Genomic DNA, 18894 nt, shown 5'->3' with positions numbered 1-18894 from the left:
TATGCGCCGGACAGGCGGCGAAAGCGCTAGGCCTGCCCGGACCCGAGGACTTCCAGGGCATAGGCCAGGTCCTGCGGGTAGTCGCTGGTGACCCGGACGCGCTCCCCCGTCACCGGGTGGTCGAACCCCAGTTCGCGGGCGTGCAGCCACTGCCGGGTCAGGCCGAGGGTGGCGGCCAGCCGCGGGTCGGCGCCGTACGTGAGATCTCCGGCACAGGGATGCCGGAGCGCGGAAAAGTGGACGCGGATCTGGTGGGTGCGGCCCGTTTCCAGGTGGACTTCCACCAGGCTGGCCTTGCCGAACGCTTCAATCACTTCGTAGTGCGTGACGGACGGGCGTCCGTCCTCGATCACAGCGAAGCGCCAGTCATGCCCAGGATGCCGGCCGATGGGCGCATCGATGGTACCCGCCAGGGGGTCAGGCAAGCCCTGCACCACCGCGTGGTAGACCTTGTCCACCGTCCGCTCCTTAAAGGCCCTCTTCAGGGCCGTGTAGGCACGCTCGGACTTTGCCACCACCATCACGCCGGATGTCCCGACGTCCAGCCGGTGCACGATTCCTGCCCGCTCCGGCGACCCGGAGGTGGAGATGCGGTAGCCGGCCCCTGCGAGCCCTCCCACCACCGTGGGCCCCACCCATCCCGGTGAGGGGTGCGCGGCAACACCGACCGGCTTGTCGACGACGACGAAATCCTCGTCGTCGAGCAGGATCTTCAGGCCTTCCACAACTTCCTCCACGACTTCCAGCGGGTCACGCCGCTCCGGCATGCTGACCTTGAGGACATCGCCCGCCACCAGCTTTGCCGACTTGCCCAGGGGCTTGCCCTTGCTCTCCACATGCCCCTCCGCAAGGAGGGACGCGGCAAGGGACCGCGAGATGCCCAGGAGGGCCGCGAGCCCGGCGTCCGCACGGGTTCCCCCGTATTCGTCGGCAACGATAATCTGTTCAGGCATTGCTTCAGGCATCGCCGGACTTGTCCTTGCGTTCAGGGGTCAGCCTGCTTCCATCGAGGGTAATACCGCGCAGCGTCAGGATGCAGATGATGGCGACGGCGGACACCACCGCTGAGTCCGCGATGTTGAAAATGGCAAAATTGGGGAGCTGGATGAAGTCCACCACATGGCCCATGCCGAAGGACGGTTCGCGGAACAGCCGGTCGGTCAGGTTGCCGAGCGCTCCACCCAGGAGCAGGCCCAGCGCCAGGGACCACCAGACCGAGCCGAGCTTGCGGACCTGGAAGAGAATGGCCACGGACACCGCGGCCATGATGATCGAAAACACCCAGGTGACGTTTTCCCCGATGGAAAAGGCCGCGCCCGAATTTCGGATGAAGTACCAGTGCAGGAGCGGCGGGAACACGGGGATCCGTTCGCCCTCCACCATGCTGGAGGTAACCCAGAGCTTGGTGAGCTGGTCCAGGACGTAGGCAAAGAGGGCGAACCCGGCGAAGACGGAGAGCAGCACGGCCCGGCGCGGGCGCGGTGCGGGTGGGACAGGGCGTGCGGGATCCGCAGCAAGTTCGTCAGTCATGGTGCTTTCATTCGTACAACAGGTGGCAATGCCAAAAGCCGGCGGCCGAGGAATCCTCAGCCACCGGCTTTCAGAATACGTGCTTTGACGGACTAGTTGGCTTCGCTGACTTCCGGCGTAGCCACGGAACCGCGGGCGTCCAGGTCGCGCAGCTGGCCTTCGATGTAGGCCTTCAGGCGCGAACGGTAGTCGCGCTCGAAGCCGCGGAGCTGCTCCACCTTGCGCTCCAGGACCGAACGCTGCTGCTCGAGGGCGCCCAGGATCTTGCGGGACTTCTCCTGTGCATCGTTGACCAGGCTGCTGGCTTCGATCTGCGCCTCGGCGATGATCTTGTCCTTCTGGGCCTGGCCGTCGGCCACGTGGCGGTCGTGCATCTGCTGGGCCATGGCCAGGAGGCCGGCTGCGGACTCGGCGGAAGGCGTGGCGACGGCGGCAGCTGCTGCAGGGGCTGCAGCGGCGGCAGGCTGGACGTCCTTCTTCTTGCTGGCTTCGGCAGCCTTGGCTTCGGCTTCCGCCTTCTCGCGTGCCTCATCCTTGTCGGCCTTGACGGGCGCGGGAACCTTCTCCACAACGGGGGCAGCGGCCGAGCTGGCCGGAACGCTGGAACCGGCTTCGGCGAGCTTCTTGCGAAGTTCGTCGTTCTCCTGGTTCAGGCGGCGGAGTTCAACGACGATCTCGTCCAGGAAGTCATCAACTTCGTCCTGGTCGTACCCTTCGCGGAACTTGGTCGGCTGAAAGCGCTTGTTGACAACGTCTTCTGGCGTCAAAGCCATCTGGTCACCTCACTGGTCTAGTTAGTCAGTAGGCCTTCCGGCCGTCAAAACTACGGTACCTAAATTTGGTCTGGTTACTCTAATTCAACACTGCGGTGTCAAACGTGAGTTTTCTTCGCTTCACAGTAGCTGTTCCCGGACGGGTCCACCCTGTGCTGCTAGGTCTATACGGGGTAAATCAGGCCAGGCCCCTTGTGATTCCCATCGCAATGCTGACGGCGATGAACAGAACCAGGAAGCCCAGGTCCAGGGAGATGCCGCCAAGCCGCAGGGGCGGGATCACCCGGCGCAGTACCTTCAGTGGCGGATCGGTGATGGAGTACACAGCGTGGGCGGCCACCAGGGCGACGCCCCGCGGACGCCATTCCCGGGCGAACATCTGCACCCAGTCAAAGACCAGGCGGATGATCAGGGCAACGAAGAACAGGAGCAGCGCGAGATAGACAAGTCCGAAAGCAATTCCCATGACTTAACTCATATCTCCATGTTCATCTGTGTACCGCGGCTTCCTGCCGATGTGTCCCGTCTATTTCAACACAGATGCCAGACAGGTGTCCCTGCCTGGCATCCGTGTACTGCCCGAGGGTCAGCTTTGGTTGAAGAAGCTGGCCTGCGTTTCGCTGATTTTCTTGTCGTCACCGATGACCTCAACGTACGACGGCGACAGCAGGAAGACCTTGTTGGTCACCCGCTCGATGCTTCCGCGGAGTCCGAAGACCAGGCCGGCGGAGAAGTCCACCAAGCGCTTGGCGTCGGCCTCACCCATGTCCGTGACGTTCATGATCACCGGGATGCCGTCCCGGAAGCTCTCACCGATGAGCTTGGCATCGTTGTAGGAGCGCGGGTGGATGGTGGTGATCTGGCGGAGCCCGCTGGTCTCTTCGCGGCTCGACGCCGCACGCTTGATGGGGGTCACTGGGGCGCGGTATTCCTCTTCGGGGGTGTAGGACGTTTCGCGGCTGACCTCACGGACGGGTGCAGGTGCACGGCGTTCCTCGCGGTCAGCTTCCATAGTTTCGTCCTCATCCTTACGTGTTGTCTGTTGCTCGGACTCGTAATGCTCATCGCCGTCGGCGAGCCCAAGATAGATCATTGTCTTGCGCAGAGCGCCGGCCATGGTCGACTCCTAATCGTGTCCCGTAAGCGGGCCGCCCAATGACTTGACAGCATTGAAGTCCCCCGCCCATCACTTGCAATAGCTCCGACGCTACCCCACGACGGGACGCGATCCGAGAATATCGGAACCGATTCGCAGGTGTGTCGCCCCGAACGCGATGGCTGCCTCAAGGTCCTGGCTCATGCCGGCGGAAATGGCGGCAGCGCCTGGGTGCTGCGCCACGAGCCGCGCTGAGACTCCGGCCAGCTTTTCGAAGGCGGGCTCGGGTGGGGCGCCCAAGGGCGCCACTGCCATCACGCCCGCCAGCCGCAGGCCTTCGGCTTCGGCAATCCTGTCCGCCAGGAGCAACACGTCACCGGGCGCGGCACCTCCCCGGTGCGCACCGGCGTCGGCATGGTCTTCAAGGTTGACCTGGATGAAGCAGTCCAGTGGCGCACGCCCCGCCGCGGCGCGCTCGTTGTGCGCCGCCTTCGCCAGGGCATCCACGAGTTGGGGCCGGTCCACCGAGTGCACGGCGGACGCGTAGCGGACCACCGATTTGGCTTTCTTCGTCTGCAACTGGCCCACGAAGTGCCAGGTCAGCCCGCACTCGGCCAGGATTTCCGCTTTCCCCGCAGCCTCCTGGTCCCTGTTTTCCCCGACGTCGGTCACTCCCAGGGCCGCGAGGCGCCGGATGTCCTCCACCGGATGGAACTTGGTGACCACGATCAGGGTCGGCAGCCTGTCTTCCCTGCCGGCCGCAGCCGCGGCCACGCCGATCCGGCGCCGGACTGCCTCGAGCCGCCCGGCAAGCTCGGCGGTGCGCGGATCGCCTGCGCCTGCACTGCCGTCGTTCAGTGCGGGGTCAGTCATGGCACCAGACAAGGCCGGCGAAACGGCCCGTGCCGGAGTCGCGGCGGTAGGAGTAGAGGGAAGCCGTTTCCAAGGTGCAGGGACCGGCGTATTCAACGCCGACCCCGGCGTTTTCCAGCTGGCTGCGGGCGCCGGCCGGAAGATCCAGCGCCGGGGTTCCCCAGGAGGTGGTGGACCAGGTGGCGGGCACCGCCGCGGCCACCTCGTCCCGCAGCGCAGGCGGCACCTCGTAGCACCTGCCGCAAATGGACGGACCGAGCCAGGCGCGGATGTCCGCCGCGCCGAGCGATCTCATGGTGTCCACGGCGGACGGGATGACCCCGTTGGCCACGCCGGGCCGCCCGGCGTGGACGGCGGCCAGGACGTGGCCGTCAGCGGACGTTCCCGCCAGCAGGAGCGGGATGCAGTCAGCCACCATGACAGCCAGCGGCTGGGAACGCGAAACCATCGCATCTGCTTCCGGCGTCCCGCTGCCCCGGTCCATCACGGCCACCGTGGTGCCGTGCACCTGGTTCATGAACCGCAGGCTGCGGGGTTCGATTCCCGCCGCGGCTTCGAGCTGTTCGCGCCGCCGCTGCACGGCGCCGGCGTCGTCGCCCACGTGCAGGGCGAGATTCCCCGCACCGCTGTCAGTAAAAGCGGCCGAGACCCCGGGAAGGATCTCGGCCCGCCAATGGAACAAGCCGGAGCCTATTTCAGGAAGTCGGGGACATCCAGGTCATCCGAGCGGCTGCCGGTGAGGTCCGGTTCCACGACGGAGGGAAGGTCAACGTCGAAGCCGGAATCGGCCGGGACGGCCGACGGGCGCTGCTGCCCCCAGTTGCTGAGGCCTGCTGCCCCGACACCTGCGTGGACCGGCTGGACGTGCACCTGGTGGTTTCCGGCGGAGGGAGCCTGCGACGGCGCTGGGGCCGCTGCCGGAGCTGCGGGCCGCTGGGGAGCAACCTGGGGCTGCGACTGGTCCATGGACGGCGAGGTGGCCTTGACGTCGTCGAAGCCGGCAGCAATGACCGTTACGCGGGCCTCGTCACCGAGGGCGTCGTCGATCACGGCACCGAAGATGATGTTCGCCTCAGGGTGGGCGACTTCCTGGACCAGGCGCGCGGCTTCATTGATCTCAAAGAGGCCAAGGTCAGAACCGCCCTGGATGGACAGCAGGACGCCATGGGCGCCGTCGATGGACGCTTCCAGCAGCGGCGATGCGATGGCCAGCTCGGCTGCCTTGACGGCGCGGTCTTCACCACGGGCAGAGCCGATGCCCATCAGCGCGGAGCCTGCACCCTGCATGACGGACTTCACATCGGCGAAGTCAAGGTTGATCAGGCCCGGGGTGGTGATGAGGTCCGTGATGCCCTGGACGCCCGAGAGGAGCACCTGGTCTGCTGAGCGGAAGGCGTCCAGGACCGACACGTTGCGGTCGCTGATGGACAGGAGCCGGTCGTTGGGGATGACGATGAGGGTGTCCACCTCGTCCCGGAGGGCGTCGATGCCGGCCTCTGCGGACCCGGCGCGGCGGCGGCCCTCGAACGTGAAGGGACGGGTGACCACGCCGATGGTCAGTGCACCCAGCGAACGGGCAATGCGGGCGACGACGGGAGCGCCGCCGGTGCCGGTGCCACCGCCTTCGCCGGCCGTGACGAAGACCATGTCCGCGCCGCGGAGCACTTCCTCGATCTCGTCGGCGTGGTCCTCGGCGGCCTGCTTGCCCACCTCCGGGTTGGCGCCTGCGCCGAGCCCGCGGGTCAGCTCGCGTCCGACGTCGAGCTTCACGTCCGCGTCGCTCATGAGCAGGGCCTGGGCGTCGGTATTGATGGCGATGAATTCAACACCTCGGAGGCCGACCTCGATCATGCGGTTGACTGCGTTCACGCCACCGCCGCCGATGCCGACGACTTTGATGACGGCCAAGTAATTCTGCGGAGCTGCCACGTTACGTGTCCCTTGTTCGTGTCTTATTGCGAAAACTGATGGAGAGCTTGAAGCCAGTAACCTTAACCTTCGAGTTGAAGGTTATAGTTATGTCAAGTAACTCATGTCTGTGACGGTATTTCCTCTGCTGGCCACATTCAATAACCGGCTCCGCGTGTCGGATTAATACCGGAAATAAACCGTCAGCGCGTCACCGGGTGCCGGGGCACGCTGACGTCGTAAACCTTGACGGGGTTCTTGGGATCGGCGGGAACCTTCAGGAGCGCCGCCAGGACTTTGGCCTTGAGCTCCTTCTCCCCCGCGTTGCCCCAGATGATGGTCTGGCCGTCCACGAGCTTGAGTTCCACCGCGTCCACCGACTGGGCGGAGGCGTTGGAAAGCCTGGCGAGGACGTCGGCGGGCAGGGCGCCCAGGACAGCGGCCGTCGCGCGGAAGAGATCCTGCCCGATGGCTCCCGCACCGCCGTCGATGACGGGCAGGGAGACGGACGCGGGATCGGCGGTGGCCGCCAGCTGGACTCCTTCGACGTCCACGAGCTGGTACTGCTCCCCCTGCTTGACCAGTGCCACCGGCACCCGTTCCCGCACTGCCACGGCCAGCCCTGAGGGCGGCCGGGCTTCCGCGGAGACCGACTTAACCTGGACCAGGGGCTCCAGCAGCCTCGCCACCTCGTCGTCGCTGATTTGCGGCAGCGGTTTTCCCCGCAGGGGCTCAAGCGCGGTTTCCACCTGGGCAGGCGTCAGCAGGCGCGTCCCGGAAACGGAGATGGTGTCAACGGCCAGGACCGGCGAGAAGGTGGCCACCGCCAGGAGGCCGGCCACGAGGGCGATGAGCGTTCCGGCGACAGCAAGGATATTCCGTTTGCGGCGCTTCCCTTTGGGCTCGGGAAAAACCAGCACGTTCCCGGCGGCTGCCGCGGACGGTTCCGCCTTCCGGCCCCTGCCCAGGCCTGGAATGCCGGCCCGTTTCGGTTTTGCCGGATCCGTACCCTTGCCGCCCCCTTCGGGCCCGGGCTCCGGAACGCTCCGGGAGGCCGAGATGACGTCGTCGGCCGCGGGTCCGGCCTTTCCACCGTTGCCGGTATTTCCATCGCTGCCGCCTGCGCCGCCGGAGCGGGCCGGGCGGCCGGTGGAGGTGTACGTGGGGCGGCGGGTGCTAGCCACGCAGGGCCTCGACGATCCGCGGCCCGTACGCCGTGACGTCGCCGGCGCCGGCTGTCAGCACAATGTCCCCGTCCGCGGCAGCGGCCGTCAGTGCGGAGACGGCGTCGCCGGCATTCACAAGGCGTCCCCCGCTGTCCAGGTGGTCGGCAATGAGCTGGCTGGTCACTCCCGGAATGGGATCCTCACGGGCGGGATAGATATCCAGCACCAGGGCGGTGTCGGCGAGGTTGAGCGCCTCGGCGAACTCCTGCGCGAACTCGCGGGTGCGGGAGAACAGGTGGGGCTGGAAGAGGACGTGCACTTTGTGTGCGCCGGCGACCGAACGGGCAGCGGCGAGGGCGGCCCGGACTTCGGTCGGGTGGTGGGCGTAGTCATCGAACACGCGGACTCCGCGGGCCTCGCCTTTGAGCTCGAAGCGCCGGGAGGCGCCGGAGAAGTGCGCCAGGGCGGCTGCGGCCGCTGCGGGGTCGACGCCAAGTTCAAGCGCGACGGCGAACGCGGCCGCGGCGTTCAGTGCGTTGTGCCGTCCGGGCACCTGAAGGGCCAGCGGGAAACGTCCGGAAGCCGTGGAGACCGCGACGTCGCCGGGACCGCCGTCGTGCAGCACGAGGTCCGCCCCCTCGGTGGTTCCGTACAGCACCACGCGCGTGTTGCCCCTGGTCCGTGTTCTTTCAGCGAGGGCCAGCGCGCCGGCGTCGTCCGCGCAGGCAACCAGCACGCCGTCCGCGGGAAGCAGCGCGGTGAACCGGTCAAAGGACTCGTACACAGCCTCGGCCGTGCCGTAGTGGTCCAGGTGGTCCGGTTCAACGTTGGTCACCACGGCGATCCTGGGCCGGTAGTTGAGGAAGGAGCCGTCGGATTCGTCGGCCTCGGCCACGAAGATTCCGGAACTGCCGTGCGCTGCGTTGACGCCGAGCGCGGGAACATTGGCGCCGATGGCGAATGAAGGGTCCAGCCCGGCGCCCTGCAGCAGGACCGTCACCATGGACGTGGTGGTGGACTTACCGTGGGTGCCAGCCACCGTGACCACCGTGTCGCCGCCCATGGTGGCGGCCAGCGCCTCGGACCGGTGCAGCACGGGCAGTCCTGTCTCCCTGGCGGCCACCAGCTCCGGGTTGTCGGTGCGGATGGCGGATCCGGCCACGACTGTCTGGGCATCTCCCAGGTTGGCGGAAACGTATCCCACCGCGATGCGGGCACCCGCGGCGGCGAGGTCGGCCATCACCGGCAGGTCTTTCGCGTCGGAGCCGCTGACCGGAACGCCGCGGGCAACCATGATCCTGGCAACGGCGGACATGCCGACGCCTCCGATTCCCACAAAGTGGACGCGGCCCAGCGACTCGAGGCTGGGAATGGTGGCGTGGTTCATGATGCTGCTGCTTCCAGGATGAGGTCAGCCATGCGCTGATCGGCGTTTCGGATGCCAAGCCGGTAGGAACTGCTGGCCATGGCTGCGAGCCGCGGCTGGTCCGTGATGAGCGGGATCAGTTCCCGGTCCACCCATTCGGGGGTGAAATCGCGGTCATTCACCAGCAGCGCACCGCCCGCGGCCACCAGTCCGGCAGCGTTCAGGGCCTGCTCGCCATTGCCTATGGGCAGCGGCACCAGCACGGCGGGGACGCCGACGGCGGCGACCTCGCAGACGGTGGCCGCCCCGGAGCGGGCCAGGAGCACATCCGCGGCGGCGTAGGCAAGCTCCATACCGTCCACGTACTCCACCTGGCGGTAGTCCTTTGCGGCAAGCGGCCGGCCGTCGCTGTCCATGACAGCCTTGCCGCGTCCGGTGATGTGCAGGGTCTGGATGCCTGCCGCCGACAGCCGTTCAACAGCGGCGGCAATGGTGCGGTTGATGCTCTGGGCGCCGGAGGACCCTCCGGTGACGATCAGCGCAGGCTGGACCGGGTCCAGGCCGAGGGCAGCGCGGGCGGCGGTGCGCGCGGCTGCCCTGTCCAGGCCTGAGATTTCGGTGCGCATGGGCATTCCAACGTGCCGGGCGTGGCGGAGCGGAGTGTTGGCGAACGCCACGGCGACGCGGCGGGTCATCAGGGCTCCCACCCTGTTCGCGAGTCCCGGACGCGCGTTGGCCTCGTGGATCACGATGGGAATCCGGCGTTTGCGCGCGGCAAGGTACATGGGCGTGCAAACATAGCCGCCAACTCCCACCAGGACATCAGCGCCTGCTGTATCCAGGATTGCTCCGGCCTGGCGTACGGCCCCGGCCAGCCTGGCAGGGAGGCGCAGCAGGTCCGCGGAAGGCCGCCGCGGGAACGGCACCCGGTCGATGGTGGCCAGTTCCACCCCTGCGGCGGGAACCAGCCTGGTTTCCATGCCGGACGGCGTGCCGACGGCGAGGATGGCGGCTTCCGGGGAGGCTTCCCGGAGTGCCGCGGCGATGGCGAGCAGCGGGCTGATGTGTCCGGCAGTGCCGCCGCCGGCCAGGACGATGGACGGGGTATTGGTGGTCATGGAGGGCTAGGTACGCTTTCTTGCAGTTTTCTTCCGGTCCGCGTTTTTCCGCGCCGGCTTGGCCTTGAACTTGAGCATCCGTTTGGGCCGGATGGCCGGGGCCATCTGTTCCCTGGCCAGGGAAAGCACAACCCCGATGGCGCAGAGCGACATCAGCAGCGCCGAGCCGCCGTAGGAGATGAAGGGCAGCGGGACGCCGATGACGGGCATCAGGCCGGTCACCACGGACATGTTCACGGTTGCCTGGCCCAGCAGCCACACCATGATGGTGCCGGCGAGGACACGGTGGAACATGTCCTCCTGAGCCACTACCACGCGGTAGATGGCGGCTCCCAGGATGGCGAAGAGGATCAGGACGACGACGGTCCCCACCAGTCCGAGTTCCTCGCCGATGATGGCGAAGATGAAGTCGTTGTGGGCTTCGGGGATCCAGCTGTACTTTTGCCGGCTTTGTCCCAGCCCCACCCCGAACCATCCTCCGGAGGCAAGCCCGTAGAGGCCGTTCGTGGCCTGGTAGTTGGCGTCGATACCGTCGGCACAGGACTGCCCGGTCCACCATGAGGTGATGCGGCACATGCGGTTGGAGCTGGTGACGGCCATGACAGCCGTCCCTGCGGCTGCGGCCAGGCCGGCAATGCCGAAGAGATAGAGAGGCGCCCCGGCGAAGAAGAGTGCGGCAGCCGTGACCATCATGATGATCATGGCGGTTCCGAGGTCGTTTCCCACCAGGACCAGGCCAACGATGATGATGGCCATCGGAACGGCGGGGACCGCGACGTGCTGCCACCGGCTGAGCAGCTTTCCCTTCCGGGCCAGGACGGTGGCCATCCAGAGCGCGAGTGCGAGCTTTGATGCTTCGGACGGCTGGAAGGTGATACCGCCGAGGTCGATCCAGTTCTTGTTGCCGTTGACTTCCGCGCCGACCAGCTGGACGAGTCCAAGGAGGACGACGGCGGCGATGACGGCGGGCCAGGCAAGCCGCTTGAGCCAGACCACGTTGATGCGGGACAGCACGAACATGGTGAAGATGCCGATGGCGGCGAACATGCCCTGTTTCAGCGCATCCCCGTACGGCGACTTGCCGGCGGCGATCGATTCCACGCTCGAGGCGGAGAGGACCATCATGATGCCGATGGCCGTCAGTGCCAGGGTGGAGCCCAGGATGAGGTAGTAGGTGGAGCCGTTCCTGGACGTTCCGGTCCCTTCAAGCGCCGACCAGAACTTCCGGTAGGCGGCGCGCAGCCTGGTGCCGGCGGCGGCAGGTGGCCGGAGCGGTGATGCGGAGGAGCCGGGACGCGGCTTGCCTGCCTGCTTCCGGGCTGGCGGGCGTGTGGGCGTGCTGACCATTGTTACTCCTCGCCGGTCTGGGCCTGCCCTTCCACCAGCTCGCGGACAGCTTCGATGAAAGTGTCACCACGGTGAGCGTAGGAAGAGAACTGATCCATGGAAGCAGCTGCCGGAGCCATCAGCACAGTATCGCCGGATGCGGCCAGCTGGGCTGCTGACGCAACTGCACGGGACATGGCGGTTTTCCCGGCGTCGGGAGAACCGGCCTCAGTGCCGTCTGTTGCAGCAGTCTGCACCTGTTCAGTTTCACCCGGGGCCGTCCCGATCACGGGGACATCGGGCGCGTGTCGCCGGAGGGCGTCGGCCAGTGCGGAGGAATCAGCTCCGATGAGCACCACGGCCTTGAGCCGGGGGGCGTGTTCCCGCACCAGGTCGTCATAGGTCACGCCTTTGGAGAGGCCGCCGGCGATCCAGATGACGTTGCTGAAGGCGGCCAGGGAGGCCGATGCCGCGTGCGGGTTGGTGGCTTTGGAGTCATTAATCCACAGGACGCCGTTGTGGCGTGCCACCGGCTGGATGCGGTGGTCCCCCGGCACGTAGTCCTGGATTCCCTGCCGGACCGCCTTGGGCTCGATGCCGTAGGCGCGCACCAGTCCTGCTGCCGCCAGGGCGTTGGCCACCATGTGCCGCGGCGCCAGTGCACCAAGGTCCGTCATTGAGGCGAGTTCCGCTGCGCTGTCCCGGCGCTCTTCGATGAACGCCCGGTCCACCAGGAGCCCTTCCACAACTCCGAGCATGCTGACGGCAGGGGTGACGGTGGTGAAACCAACGGCGCGGCATCCTTCCACCACGTCGGCGTTTTCCACCATGCGCTCTGTTTCGATCTGCTCCGCGTTGTAGAGGCAGGCCTTCTGGGTGCGTTCGTAGACCTTGGCCTTGTCCGCCAGGTACGAATCGTAGGATCCGTGCCAGTCAACGTGGTCCTCGGCAACGTTCAGGCAGACGCTGGCTACCGGCGAGATCGACTCGGACCAGTGCAGCTGGAAACTCGAAAGCTCCACAGCCAGGACGTCGTATTCCACCGGATCCCGGAGCGCATCCAGGATGGGCGTGCCAACGTTGCCCACGGCAATGGCTTTCAGCCCGCCCGCGCGCAGCATTGATTCGGTGAGCCCTACCGTGGTGGTCTTTCCGTTGGTTCCCGTAATGGCAAGCCAGTCCGCGGTCTTGCGGCCTTCCCGCACGCGCACGCGCCAAGCCAGTTCAACGTCTCCCCATACCGGGATGTGGGCCCGTGCGGCTGCGGCCAGCAGGGCCTGGTCCGGACGCCAGCCAGGGGACGTGACAATCAGCTCCGGCAGCCCGCCGTCGATCCTGGGGATACGGGTGACTGCGTCCTCTCCGAGGAGGACATCCGCAGCGCCAACAATTTTCAGGGTGTCGGCATGGGCTTTCGCCTTGTCGCTGGTGGCGGCATCCACCACCACCACACGGGCGCCGAGTTCAATCAGCGTGTCCGCTGCGGCGAACCCGGAGACCCCAATGCCGGTAACGACCACCCGGAGTCCGGACCAGTCGGAGTCCCAGCTCACGAGGGTTTGGAGGCGTGGGGAAACGGTCACAGCAGCACGACCCATTCAGCGTAGAAGATTCCCAGGCCCACGGCGACGAACAGTCCGCCGAGGATCCAGAACCGGACCACCACGGTCACCTCGGCCCACCCCTGCAGTTCGAAGTGGTGCTGCAAAGGCGCCATTTTGAAAACGCGTTTGCCTCCGGTGGCCTTGAAGTAGCCCACCTGGATGATGACGGACAGCGTGATCAGGACGAACAGCCCGCCGATGATGCCCAGCAGCAGCTCGGTCCTGGACAGGATGGCGAATCCCGCGATGGCGCCGCCGATGGCCAGCGAGCCGGTGTCGCCCATGAAGATCTTGGCCGGCGAGGTGTTCCACCAGAGGAAGCCCACCAGGGCCGCGCTCATGATCGCTGCCAGCAGGGCGAGGTCCAGGGGGTCCCGGACCGAGTAGCAGCCGCTGCCCGCTTCCCGGGGCGAGCCGCAGGCCTGGTTGCTCTGCCAGATGCCCATGAGCGTGTAGGCGCCGAACACCATGACCGAGGCCCCTGCAGCCAGCCCGTCGAGGCCGTCGGTGAGGTTCACGCCGTTGGTTGCAGCGGTAACGATCAGGTTGGACCAGACAACGAAGAGGATCGCCCCCAGCACAGTCCCGCCGAAGGCAAGGTCCAGCCACGGCAGGTCGCGCACCAGGGAAATCTTGGTGGAGGCCGGCGTGAGGCCGTCCTCGTCGGGGAAGTTCAGGGCCAGGACGGCGAAGATGATGCCGACGGCGGCCTGCAGGATCAGCTTGGCCTTGGCGTCGAGCCCCAGGCTGCGCTGCCGCGAAATCTTGATGAAGTCGTCCAGGAAACCCACAAGCCCCATGCCCACCATCAGGAAGAGCAGGATGAGGGCGGACGCGGAGGGGCCCGGGGAGGCCGGGTTCACCATCAGCATGATGAGGTGGGTCAGGCCGTAGCTCAGCAGGACGGCAGCCACCACCACGGTCCCGCCCATGGTGGGCGTTCCGCGTTTGGTGTGGTGGGACGTGGGCCCGTCGTCGCGGATGAACTGCCCGTAGCCCCGGCGCACGAGGAGCCGGATGAAGAGCGGCGTGCCCACCAGCGCGAACAACAGGGCCAGCCCGGCGCCGATCAAAAGTGCAATCACAGCAGAGTGCTCCTTCCATCGGCGGGTTGCGGGGTTTGTCCGGGTAATGCTATCCGATCGCCCAAGTGGCGAAGTCCAACACTGTTGGACGATTTGAAGAGCACCAGGTCGCCGGGTTCGAGTTCGGCGTTGAGCAGTTCGTAGGCTTCCTCGGCGGTCTCGGCGAAGACGCATTCGTCCCCCCAGGAGCCCTCCTGGACTGCGGATACGTAGAGCGCGCGGGCTTCCCTGCCCACCACCACCAGCCGGGAAATATTGAGCCGCACCACCTGGGTGCCCACGGCTGTGTGCTCGCGGATGGAATCCTCGCCGAGCTCCAGCATGGCGCCCAAGACTGCCCAGGTGCGCCTGCCCTGCCCCAGGTCGGCGAGGGTGCGCAGCGCGGCCCGCATGGATTCGGGGTTGGCGTTGTAGGCGTCGTTGATGATGGTCACGCCGTCAGCCCGTTCGGTGCGCTCCATGCGCCACCGGCTGGCAGCCGCCTGGCTGCTGAGGGCCGCGGCAATGTCTGCGCCGGCGATTCCCGCAGCCCGGGCGGCCGCTGCCGCCGCCAGCAGGTTGCCGGTGTGGTGGGCGCCGATCAGCCGGCTTTTGACATGGTGCGGCGTGTCCTCGCCGGGGAGGAGGAGGTCGAATTCCGGGTTGCCGTCAGTGTTGGTGTCAGCATTGAGTGCCTGCACTGCGGCGTCGGTCCGCCCTTCGGCGGAGAATCCGACGACGGACGCTGAGGTGCGTGCGCGCATGGCCGACACCCGGTCGTCGTCGAGGTTGATGACGGCGGTTCCGGAGGCTGCAAGGGCTTCCACCAGTTCGCCCTTGGCCAGGGCGATGTTGTCCACTCCCCCGAATTCACCGGCGTGTGCGGTTCCAACCCCAAGTACCACGCCGATGTCCGGCTTGACCATGTCTGCGAGGTAGCTGATGTGGCCAACGCCTGTGGCGCCCATCTCGATGACCAGGTACCGGGTGTCCGTTCCGGCGGTGAACACCGTGAGGGGCACTCCGATCTCGCCGTTGTAGGAACCCCTCGGCGCCACGGTGTTGCCGTGCAGCGAGAGGATGCCCGCGATCAGGTCCTTGGTGGTGGTCTTCCCAGCCGAGCCGGTGATGCCGATGACCGTCAGTTCCCCGTTTGCCGCAGCCCGTGCGGCGCGGATCCTGCGGACGGCCTCCGCAGCGAGTGCGCCCATGGCGAGCACGGCATCAGGGACAACGATGGAAGGGTAGGCAGCACCGTCGGGGCCGGCTACGGGGCGTTCCACGAGCGCGAGGGTGGCGCCGGCGGCGAAAGCGGCCGCTATGAAGTCGTGGCCGTCAGCGTACTCCCCCGGTTTCGCTACGTAGAGCGACCCGGGTGCGGCCTCGCGGGAATCCGTGACCACCGAAAGAGGCGTGATTCCAGGATCGGCGTCCAGGCGCCCCTTGGTGATATCGGCGATTTCCGCCGCAGTAAATGCAATCATCTCGGTCTAGGACTCTATCCGGTCGTCTTGGAGAACGTTGAATCCCCTGGCTGTCAAGGCGCTGCGCAGCTCCACCCTGTCGTCGAGCGCAAGGTTGACGCCCTTCACTTCCTGCCACACCTCGTGGCCGCGGCCTGCCACCAGGATGGTGTCGTGCGGCCGCGCGAGTTCCACGGCGCGCTGGATGGCCGCGTCGCGGGGGAAGACCTCAAGCACGGTACAGGGCAGCTTTTCCCGCTCCTGGGCCTCCCGTGCCCCTGCAAGGACATCGGCGCGGATGGCGGCCGCGTCCTCGTCGTGGGGGTCGTCGTCGGTGATGATCACGGTATCCGCCAGCCGCGCAGCGATGGCGCCCATGGCCGGCCGTTTGCCCTGGTCACGCTGGCCCGTCGCACCGAACACAACGATCAGGCGGGAGTCCGGTTCCGGTGACCGGACAGCTTCCAGGGCCCGGGCCAGCGCGTCGGTGTTGTGGGCGAAATCCACGACGGCGGCGGGCTGCTCGCAGACCAGCTGCATCCGTCCCGGCACGGCCACCGTAAAGGGGTCGCCTGCGTCGAGTGCAGCCTGCAGCGTTGCGGCGTCCACGCCGCCGGCGAGCACCATCACCACGGCCAGGGCTGCGTTCGCTACGTTGAAGCTGCCGGGAAGACCCGTGTGGACCGCAAGGACGGTGCCGCCGGGCCCGCTGAGCGTGAACTCGGTGCCCAGCCCGCGGGGCACGGTTTCCGTCACGGTCCAGTCCGCGGGGTTCGCCCTTGAGGTGCTGAGGGTGGTGACCGGCACCCCGGCGCTGCCGGCAAGGCGGCGGCCCCATTCGTCGTCGACCGTCACCACGGCCTTCCGCGCACGGGCAGGCGTGAAAAGCTCTGCCTTGGTGGCGAAGTAGTCGTCCATGGTGTGGTGCAGGTCCAGGTGGTCCTGGGTGAGGTTGGTGAAGCCGGCTACGTCGAACAGCACTCCGTCCACCCGCTGGTAGGAGATGGCGTGGGAGGAGACCTCCATGGCGGCGGCGTCGAGTTCTTTTTCACGCATGAGCGCCAGGAGCCCGTGGACCTCCGGGGATTCCGGCGTGGTGAGCAGGCTGGGAATGGGGTCCCCGCCTGCCAGGATCTCTATGGTCCCGATCAGCCCGGTCCTTTTGCCAAGGGAGCGCAGCAGCGAGGTGATGAAATACGTGGTGGTGGTCTTGCCGTTGGTGCCCGTCACACCGAACAACTGCGGGGCAGTGTCCTGTCCGCTGCGGTAGATCATCGCGGACAGCGGGCCCACTACGTTCCGCGGGGCATCAACCACCAGCACAGGTACCGACGTGTCGGAGGACAGGGCCAGGAGGCGCGCACCGGCGTCGTCCGTCAGGACAGCCGCGGCTCCCGCTTCAATGGCCTGGGCGGCGAAGTCTGCGCCGTGCCGGACGGCACCGGGCAGGGCCACGTACAGGTCACCAGGTTCCACTGTGCGGGAGTTCAGGGAGATGCCGGTCACCGCCACATCCGCCGAGGCTCCCGGAATGACGACGCCGACCGCGTCACCAATGCTTTCCAGCCGGACCGCCTCCACAGCCGAGGGGCGGAAGCGTGCCTGGCCGCCCGTTCCGTGCGGGGCAGCTCCCTGGGGAGCCGCTTCCTGCGGGGCTGGGCGTTGACCGGACGCGTTGAACTCTGACAAGGGATCTCCGATGGTGCTAGTGGACCGTGCCCGGCGTGGATCAGCCGGGGCAGCCGGGGGCTGCTGCGGCTGCTGCCGGGGTATTACTTGGCGAACTGGGGCAGCCTGGCCGGTTCACCCGTGGACGGCTGGACGTTGTAGGTCCGCAGTGCCTGGCTCATGACCGACCGGAAGACCGGCCCGTTGGTAATCCCGTAAATGCTGCCCTTGGGCCGCTGGAGTACCACCTCAACAATAAACCGCGGATCATCCATGGGGGCCATGCCCACGATCGAGGCCGTGTAGCCGCAGAAGCCGGACTTGCCGTCGTCGCACGGGGACTCGGACGTGCCGGTTTTTGCCCCCACCCGGTACCCGTCGATGCCTGCGTCCTTGATCTGGCCCTCGGTAACCGCACTCTCCAGGATGTCCTGCACCTGCTGGGCGGTGCTTTCCGACACGATCTGGCGTGGTTCCGCGGGCGCAACCTTTTCCTCGGTACCATCCGCGGCAACATAAGAGTCGATAAGGCGCGGCTGCAGCATCACGCCGTTGTTGGCGATGGACTGGAACGCCCGCACGGTCTGCAGGGTGGACTGGGAGACCCCCTGGCCGAAGAGGACCGTGAATTCCTGCCGGCCGTCCCACTGCTGCCAGGGTGTAAGTATCCCGGACGCCGTGGCAGGCAGGCCAATGTCCGGAGCTTCGCCGATGCCGAACTTCTTCAGCCAGTCGTAGCGCTGTTCCTTGCTCAGCCGCTGCCCGGCCATGACGGTTCCGGTGTTCATCGAGTAGCCCAGGATGCCGGCGAGCGTCCGGTCCTCCGTGCCGTGGGCAAAGGAGTCGCTGAAGGTTTGGCCGTTCACCGTATAGGTCGGGTCCAGGGTGAATTCATCGAGCGGGCCCGCCTTGCCTTCTTCGATCAGCGCGGCCACGGTCATCATCTTCTGCACCGAGCCGGGTTCGTAGGCGGCGGTGACGGAGCGGACACCGCGGTCCTTCGCGGCCACCCTGCCGGGGTCGTTCGGGTCCGGCGCATTGGTGTCCGCCATGGCCACCAGGTCACCGGTCTTGGCATCCATCACAATGATGGAGCCCCACTCGGCATTCAGTTTCTCCGTCTGGCTTTGGATGGCCTGCTGCGCGAAGTACTGAAGGTCCGAGTTGATCGTGAGCTTGACATCCTTGCCGTCCTCCGGCGGAGTCAGTTCATCCACGCCGACGGGGATGCGCAGGCCGTCCGCACCGATCTCGAAGAGCCTCTTGCCGTCAGCACCTTTCAGGAGGCCGTCCTGGGTCTGCTCGATCCCCGCCTGGCCGGTGGTGCCGTCCTGGAGGAAACCAATGATGCCGCCGGCAACGGATCCATTCGGGTAGACACGCTTGCTGACGCCCTCGGTCACAATGCCGGGAATCTGGAGCTGCGAGATGCGGTCCTCAACGTCCGGCTTCACGTCCTTGGCCACAATGTAATAGGGCTGCTGCCCGGTGACTGCCTCGCGGATCGCATCCTTTTCCATGCCGAGGGCAGCCGCAAGTTCCGTCAGCCCCTGCTCCCGGCTGACGTCCACCAGCTTCTCTTTGGCGTCGTCCAGGCGCTTGAATGTCTCCGTTTTGGTATTGACCCGCTGGTCCACCACCACGTTGTAGCGGATCACGCTGTTGGCGAGCACGGTACCCCTGGAGTCCAGGATGCTTCCGCGTTCTGCCGGGAGGACGGTTTGCTTCATCCGGCTGTTCAGCGCGGCCTCGGCCATTCCCCCCACGTCGAGCCCCTGGACCAGGAAGAGTTTGCCGCCCACCACCAGCAGGAGCGTCAGCATGATGCCCAGGCCCAGGCGCAGGCGCTTGGTGGCGTTGGGAACCCTGCTGTTGTTTGCCTTGCCGGTCCTCTGCGCCACCGTTAAATCCCTTGCTGTTCGACCCTGCTGCCTGCCAG

The 18894-nt window shown here is 66.7% G+C and carries 17 protein-coding genes; all 17 read right to left on the bottom strand.

Annotated features, from left to right (window positions below; genetic code table 11):
• Positions 1-26 precede the first annotated feature (26 nt).
• The gene (locus HTS88_RS07620; protein WP_174177008.1) at positions 27-953 is read right to left on the bottom strand and encodes an RluA family pseudouridine synthase; all 927 of its coding nucleotides are present in this window, start codon (positions 951-953) and stop codon (positions 27-29) included.
• A 4-nt stretch (positions 954-957) separates the two neighbouring features.
• Positions 958-1530, bottom strand: a complete 573-nt coding sequence (lspA, locus tag HTS88_RS07615) for a signal peptidase II (RefSeq protein ID WP_174177006.1) — start codon at positions 1528-1530, stop codon at positions 958-960.
• Between the two features lie 92 nt (positions 1531-1622).
• Positions 1623-2303 (bottom strand): DivIVA domain-containing protein, encoded by a 681-nt coding sequence (locus HTS88_RS07610; RefSeq protein WP_174177004.1) that lies wholly within the window; start codon positions 2301-2303, stop codon positions 1623-1625.
• Positions 2304-2481: 178 nt separating this feature from the next.
• Positions 2482-2769, bottom strand: a complete 288-nt coding sequence (locus HTS88_RS07605) for a YggT family protein (RefSeq protein WP_066275136.1) — start codon at positions 2767-2769, stop codon at positions 2482-2484.
• A 120-nt stretch (positions 2770-2889) separates the two neighbouring features.
• Entirely contained in the window at positions 2890-3420 is a 531-nt protein-coding gene (locus HTS88_RS07600; protein ID WP_104188679.1) for a cell division protein SepF, read from the bottom strand.
• 90 nt (positions 3421-3510) lie between these two features.
• Positions 3511-4272, bottom strand: a complete 762-nt coding sequence (locus tag HTS88_RS07595; protein ID WP_174177002.1) for a YggS family pyridoxal phosphate-dependent enzyme — start codon at positions 4270-4272, stop codon at positions 3511-3513.
• Complete coding sequence (locus tag HTS88_RS07590; protein ID WP_174176999.1) at positions 4265-4954, bottom strand: purine nucleoside phosphorylase YfiH/LACC1 family protein; 690 nt, start codon at positions 4952-4954, stop codon at positions 4265-4267. Before HTS88_RS07590 ends, HTS88_RS07595 begins: the two co-directional genes overlap by 8 nt.
• An 8-nt stretch (positions 4955-4962) precedes the next feature.
• Positions 4963-6201: a cell division protein FtsZ gene (gene ftsZ / locus HTS88_RS07585; protein WP_066275125.1), complete on the bottom strand. Its 1239-nt coding sequence runs from the start codon at positions 6199-6201 to the stop codon at positions 4963-4965.
• A 182-nt stretch (positions 6202-6383) separates the two neighbouring features.
• A complete protein-coding gene (locus tag HTS88_RS07580) occupies positions 6384-7364 on the bottom strand; it encodes a cell division protein FtsQ/DivIB (protein WP_174176997.1) in 981 nt (326 codons plus the stop codon).
• Complete coding sequence (murC, locus tag HTS88_RS07575; RefSeq protein WP_174176995.1) at positions 7357-8733, bottom strand: UDP-N-acetylmuramate--L-alanine ligase; 1377 nt, start codon at positions 8731-8733, stop codon at positions 7357-7359. Before murC ends, HTS88_RS07580 begins: the two co-directional genes overlap by 8 nt.
• Complete coding sequence (murG, locus tag HTS88_RS07570; RefSeq protein ID WP_174176993.1) at positions 8730-9830, bottom strand: undecaprenyldiphospho-muramoylpentapeptide beta-N-acetylglucosaminyltransferase; 1101 nt, start codon at positions 9828-9830, stop codon at positions 8730-8732. The genes murC and murG overlap by 4 nt, the downstream gene beginning before the upstream one ends.
• 6 nt (positions 9831-9836) lie before the next feature.
• Positions 9837-11177: a putative lipid II flippase FtsW gene (gene ftsW, locus HTS88_RS07565; protein WP_174176991.1), complete on the bottom strand. Its 1341-nt coding sequence runs from the start codon at positions 11175-11177 to the stop codon at positions 9837-9839.
• A 2-nt stretch (positions 11178-11179) separates the two neighbouring features.
• Positions 11180-12754 carry a UDP-N-acetylmuramoyl-L-alanine--D-glutamate ligase gene (gene murD / locus HTS88_RS07560; protein ID WP_174176989.1) on the bottom strand — a complete coding sequence of 525 codons (1575 nt, stop codon included), beginning with the start codon at positions 12752-12754 and terminating at the stop codon, positions 11180-11182.
• On the bottom strand, positions 12736-13845 hold the full coding sequence (gene mraY / locus HTS88_RS07555) for a phospho-N-acetylmuramoyl-pentapeptide-transferase (RefSeq protein WP_104188696.1): 1110 nt from the start codon (positions 13843-13845) through the stop codon (positions 12736-12738). Before mraY ends, murD begins: the two co-directional genes overlap by 19 nt.
• Complete coding sequence (locus HTS88_RS07550) at positions 13842-15308, bottom strand: UDP-N-acetylmuramoyl-tripeptide--D-alanyl-D-alanine ligase (protein ID WP_174176987.1); 1467 nt, start codon at positions 15306-15308, stop codon at positions 13842-13844. Before HTS88_RS07550 ends, mraY begins: the two co-directional genes overlap by 4 nt.
• A gap of 6 nt (positions 15309-15314) precedes the next feature.
• The gene (locus tag HTS88_RS07545) at positions 15315-16976 is read right to left on the bottom strand and encodes a UDP-N-acetylmuramoyl-L-alanyl-D-glutamate--2,6-diaminopimelate ligase (RefSeq protein ID WP_174176985.1); all 1662 of its coding nucleotides are present in this window, start codon (positions 16974-16976) and stop codon (positions 15315-15317) included.
• A gap of 83 nt (positions 16977-17059) precedes the next feature.
• A complete protein-coding gene (locus HTS88_RS07540; RefSeq protein WP_174176983.1) occupies positions 17060-18856 on the bottom strand; it encodes a peptidoglycan D,D-transpeptidase FtsI family protein in 1797 nt (598 codons plus the stop codon).
• Between the last annotated feature and the right edge of the window lie 38 nt (positions 18857-18894).

The sequence above is a fragment of the Pseudarthrobacter oxydans genome, from assembly GCF_013314975.1.
GTDB lineage: Bacteria > Actinomycetota > Actinomycetes > Actinomycetales > Micrococcaceae > Arthrobacter > Arthrobacter oxydans.
This window is presented reverse-complemented; position numbering and strand designations above follow the sequence as displayed.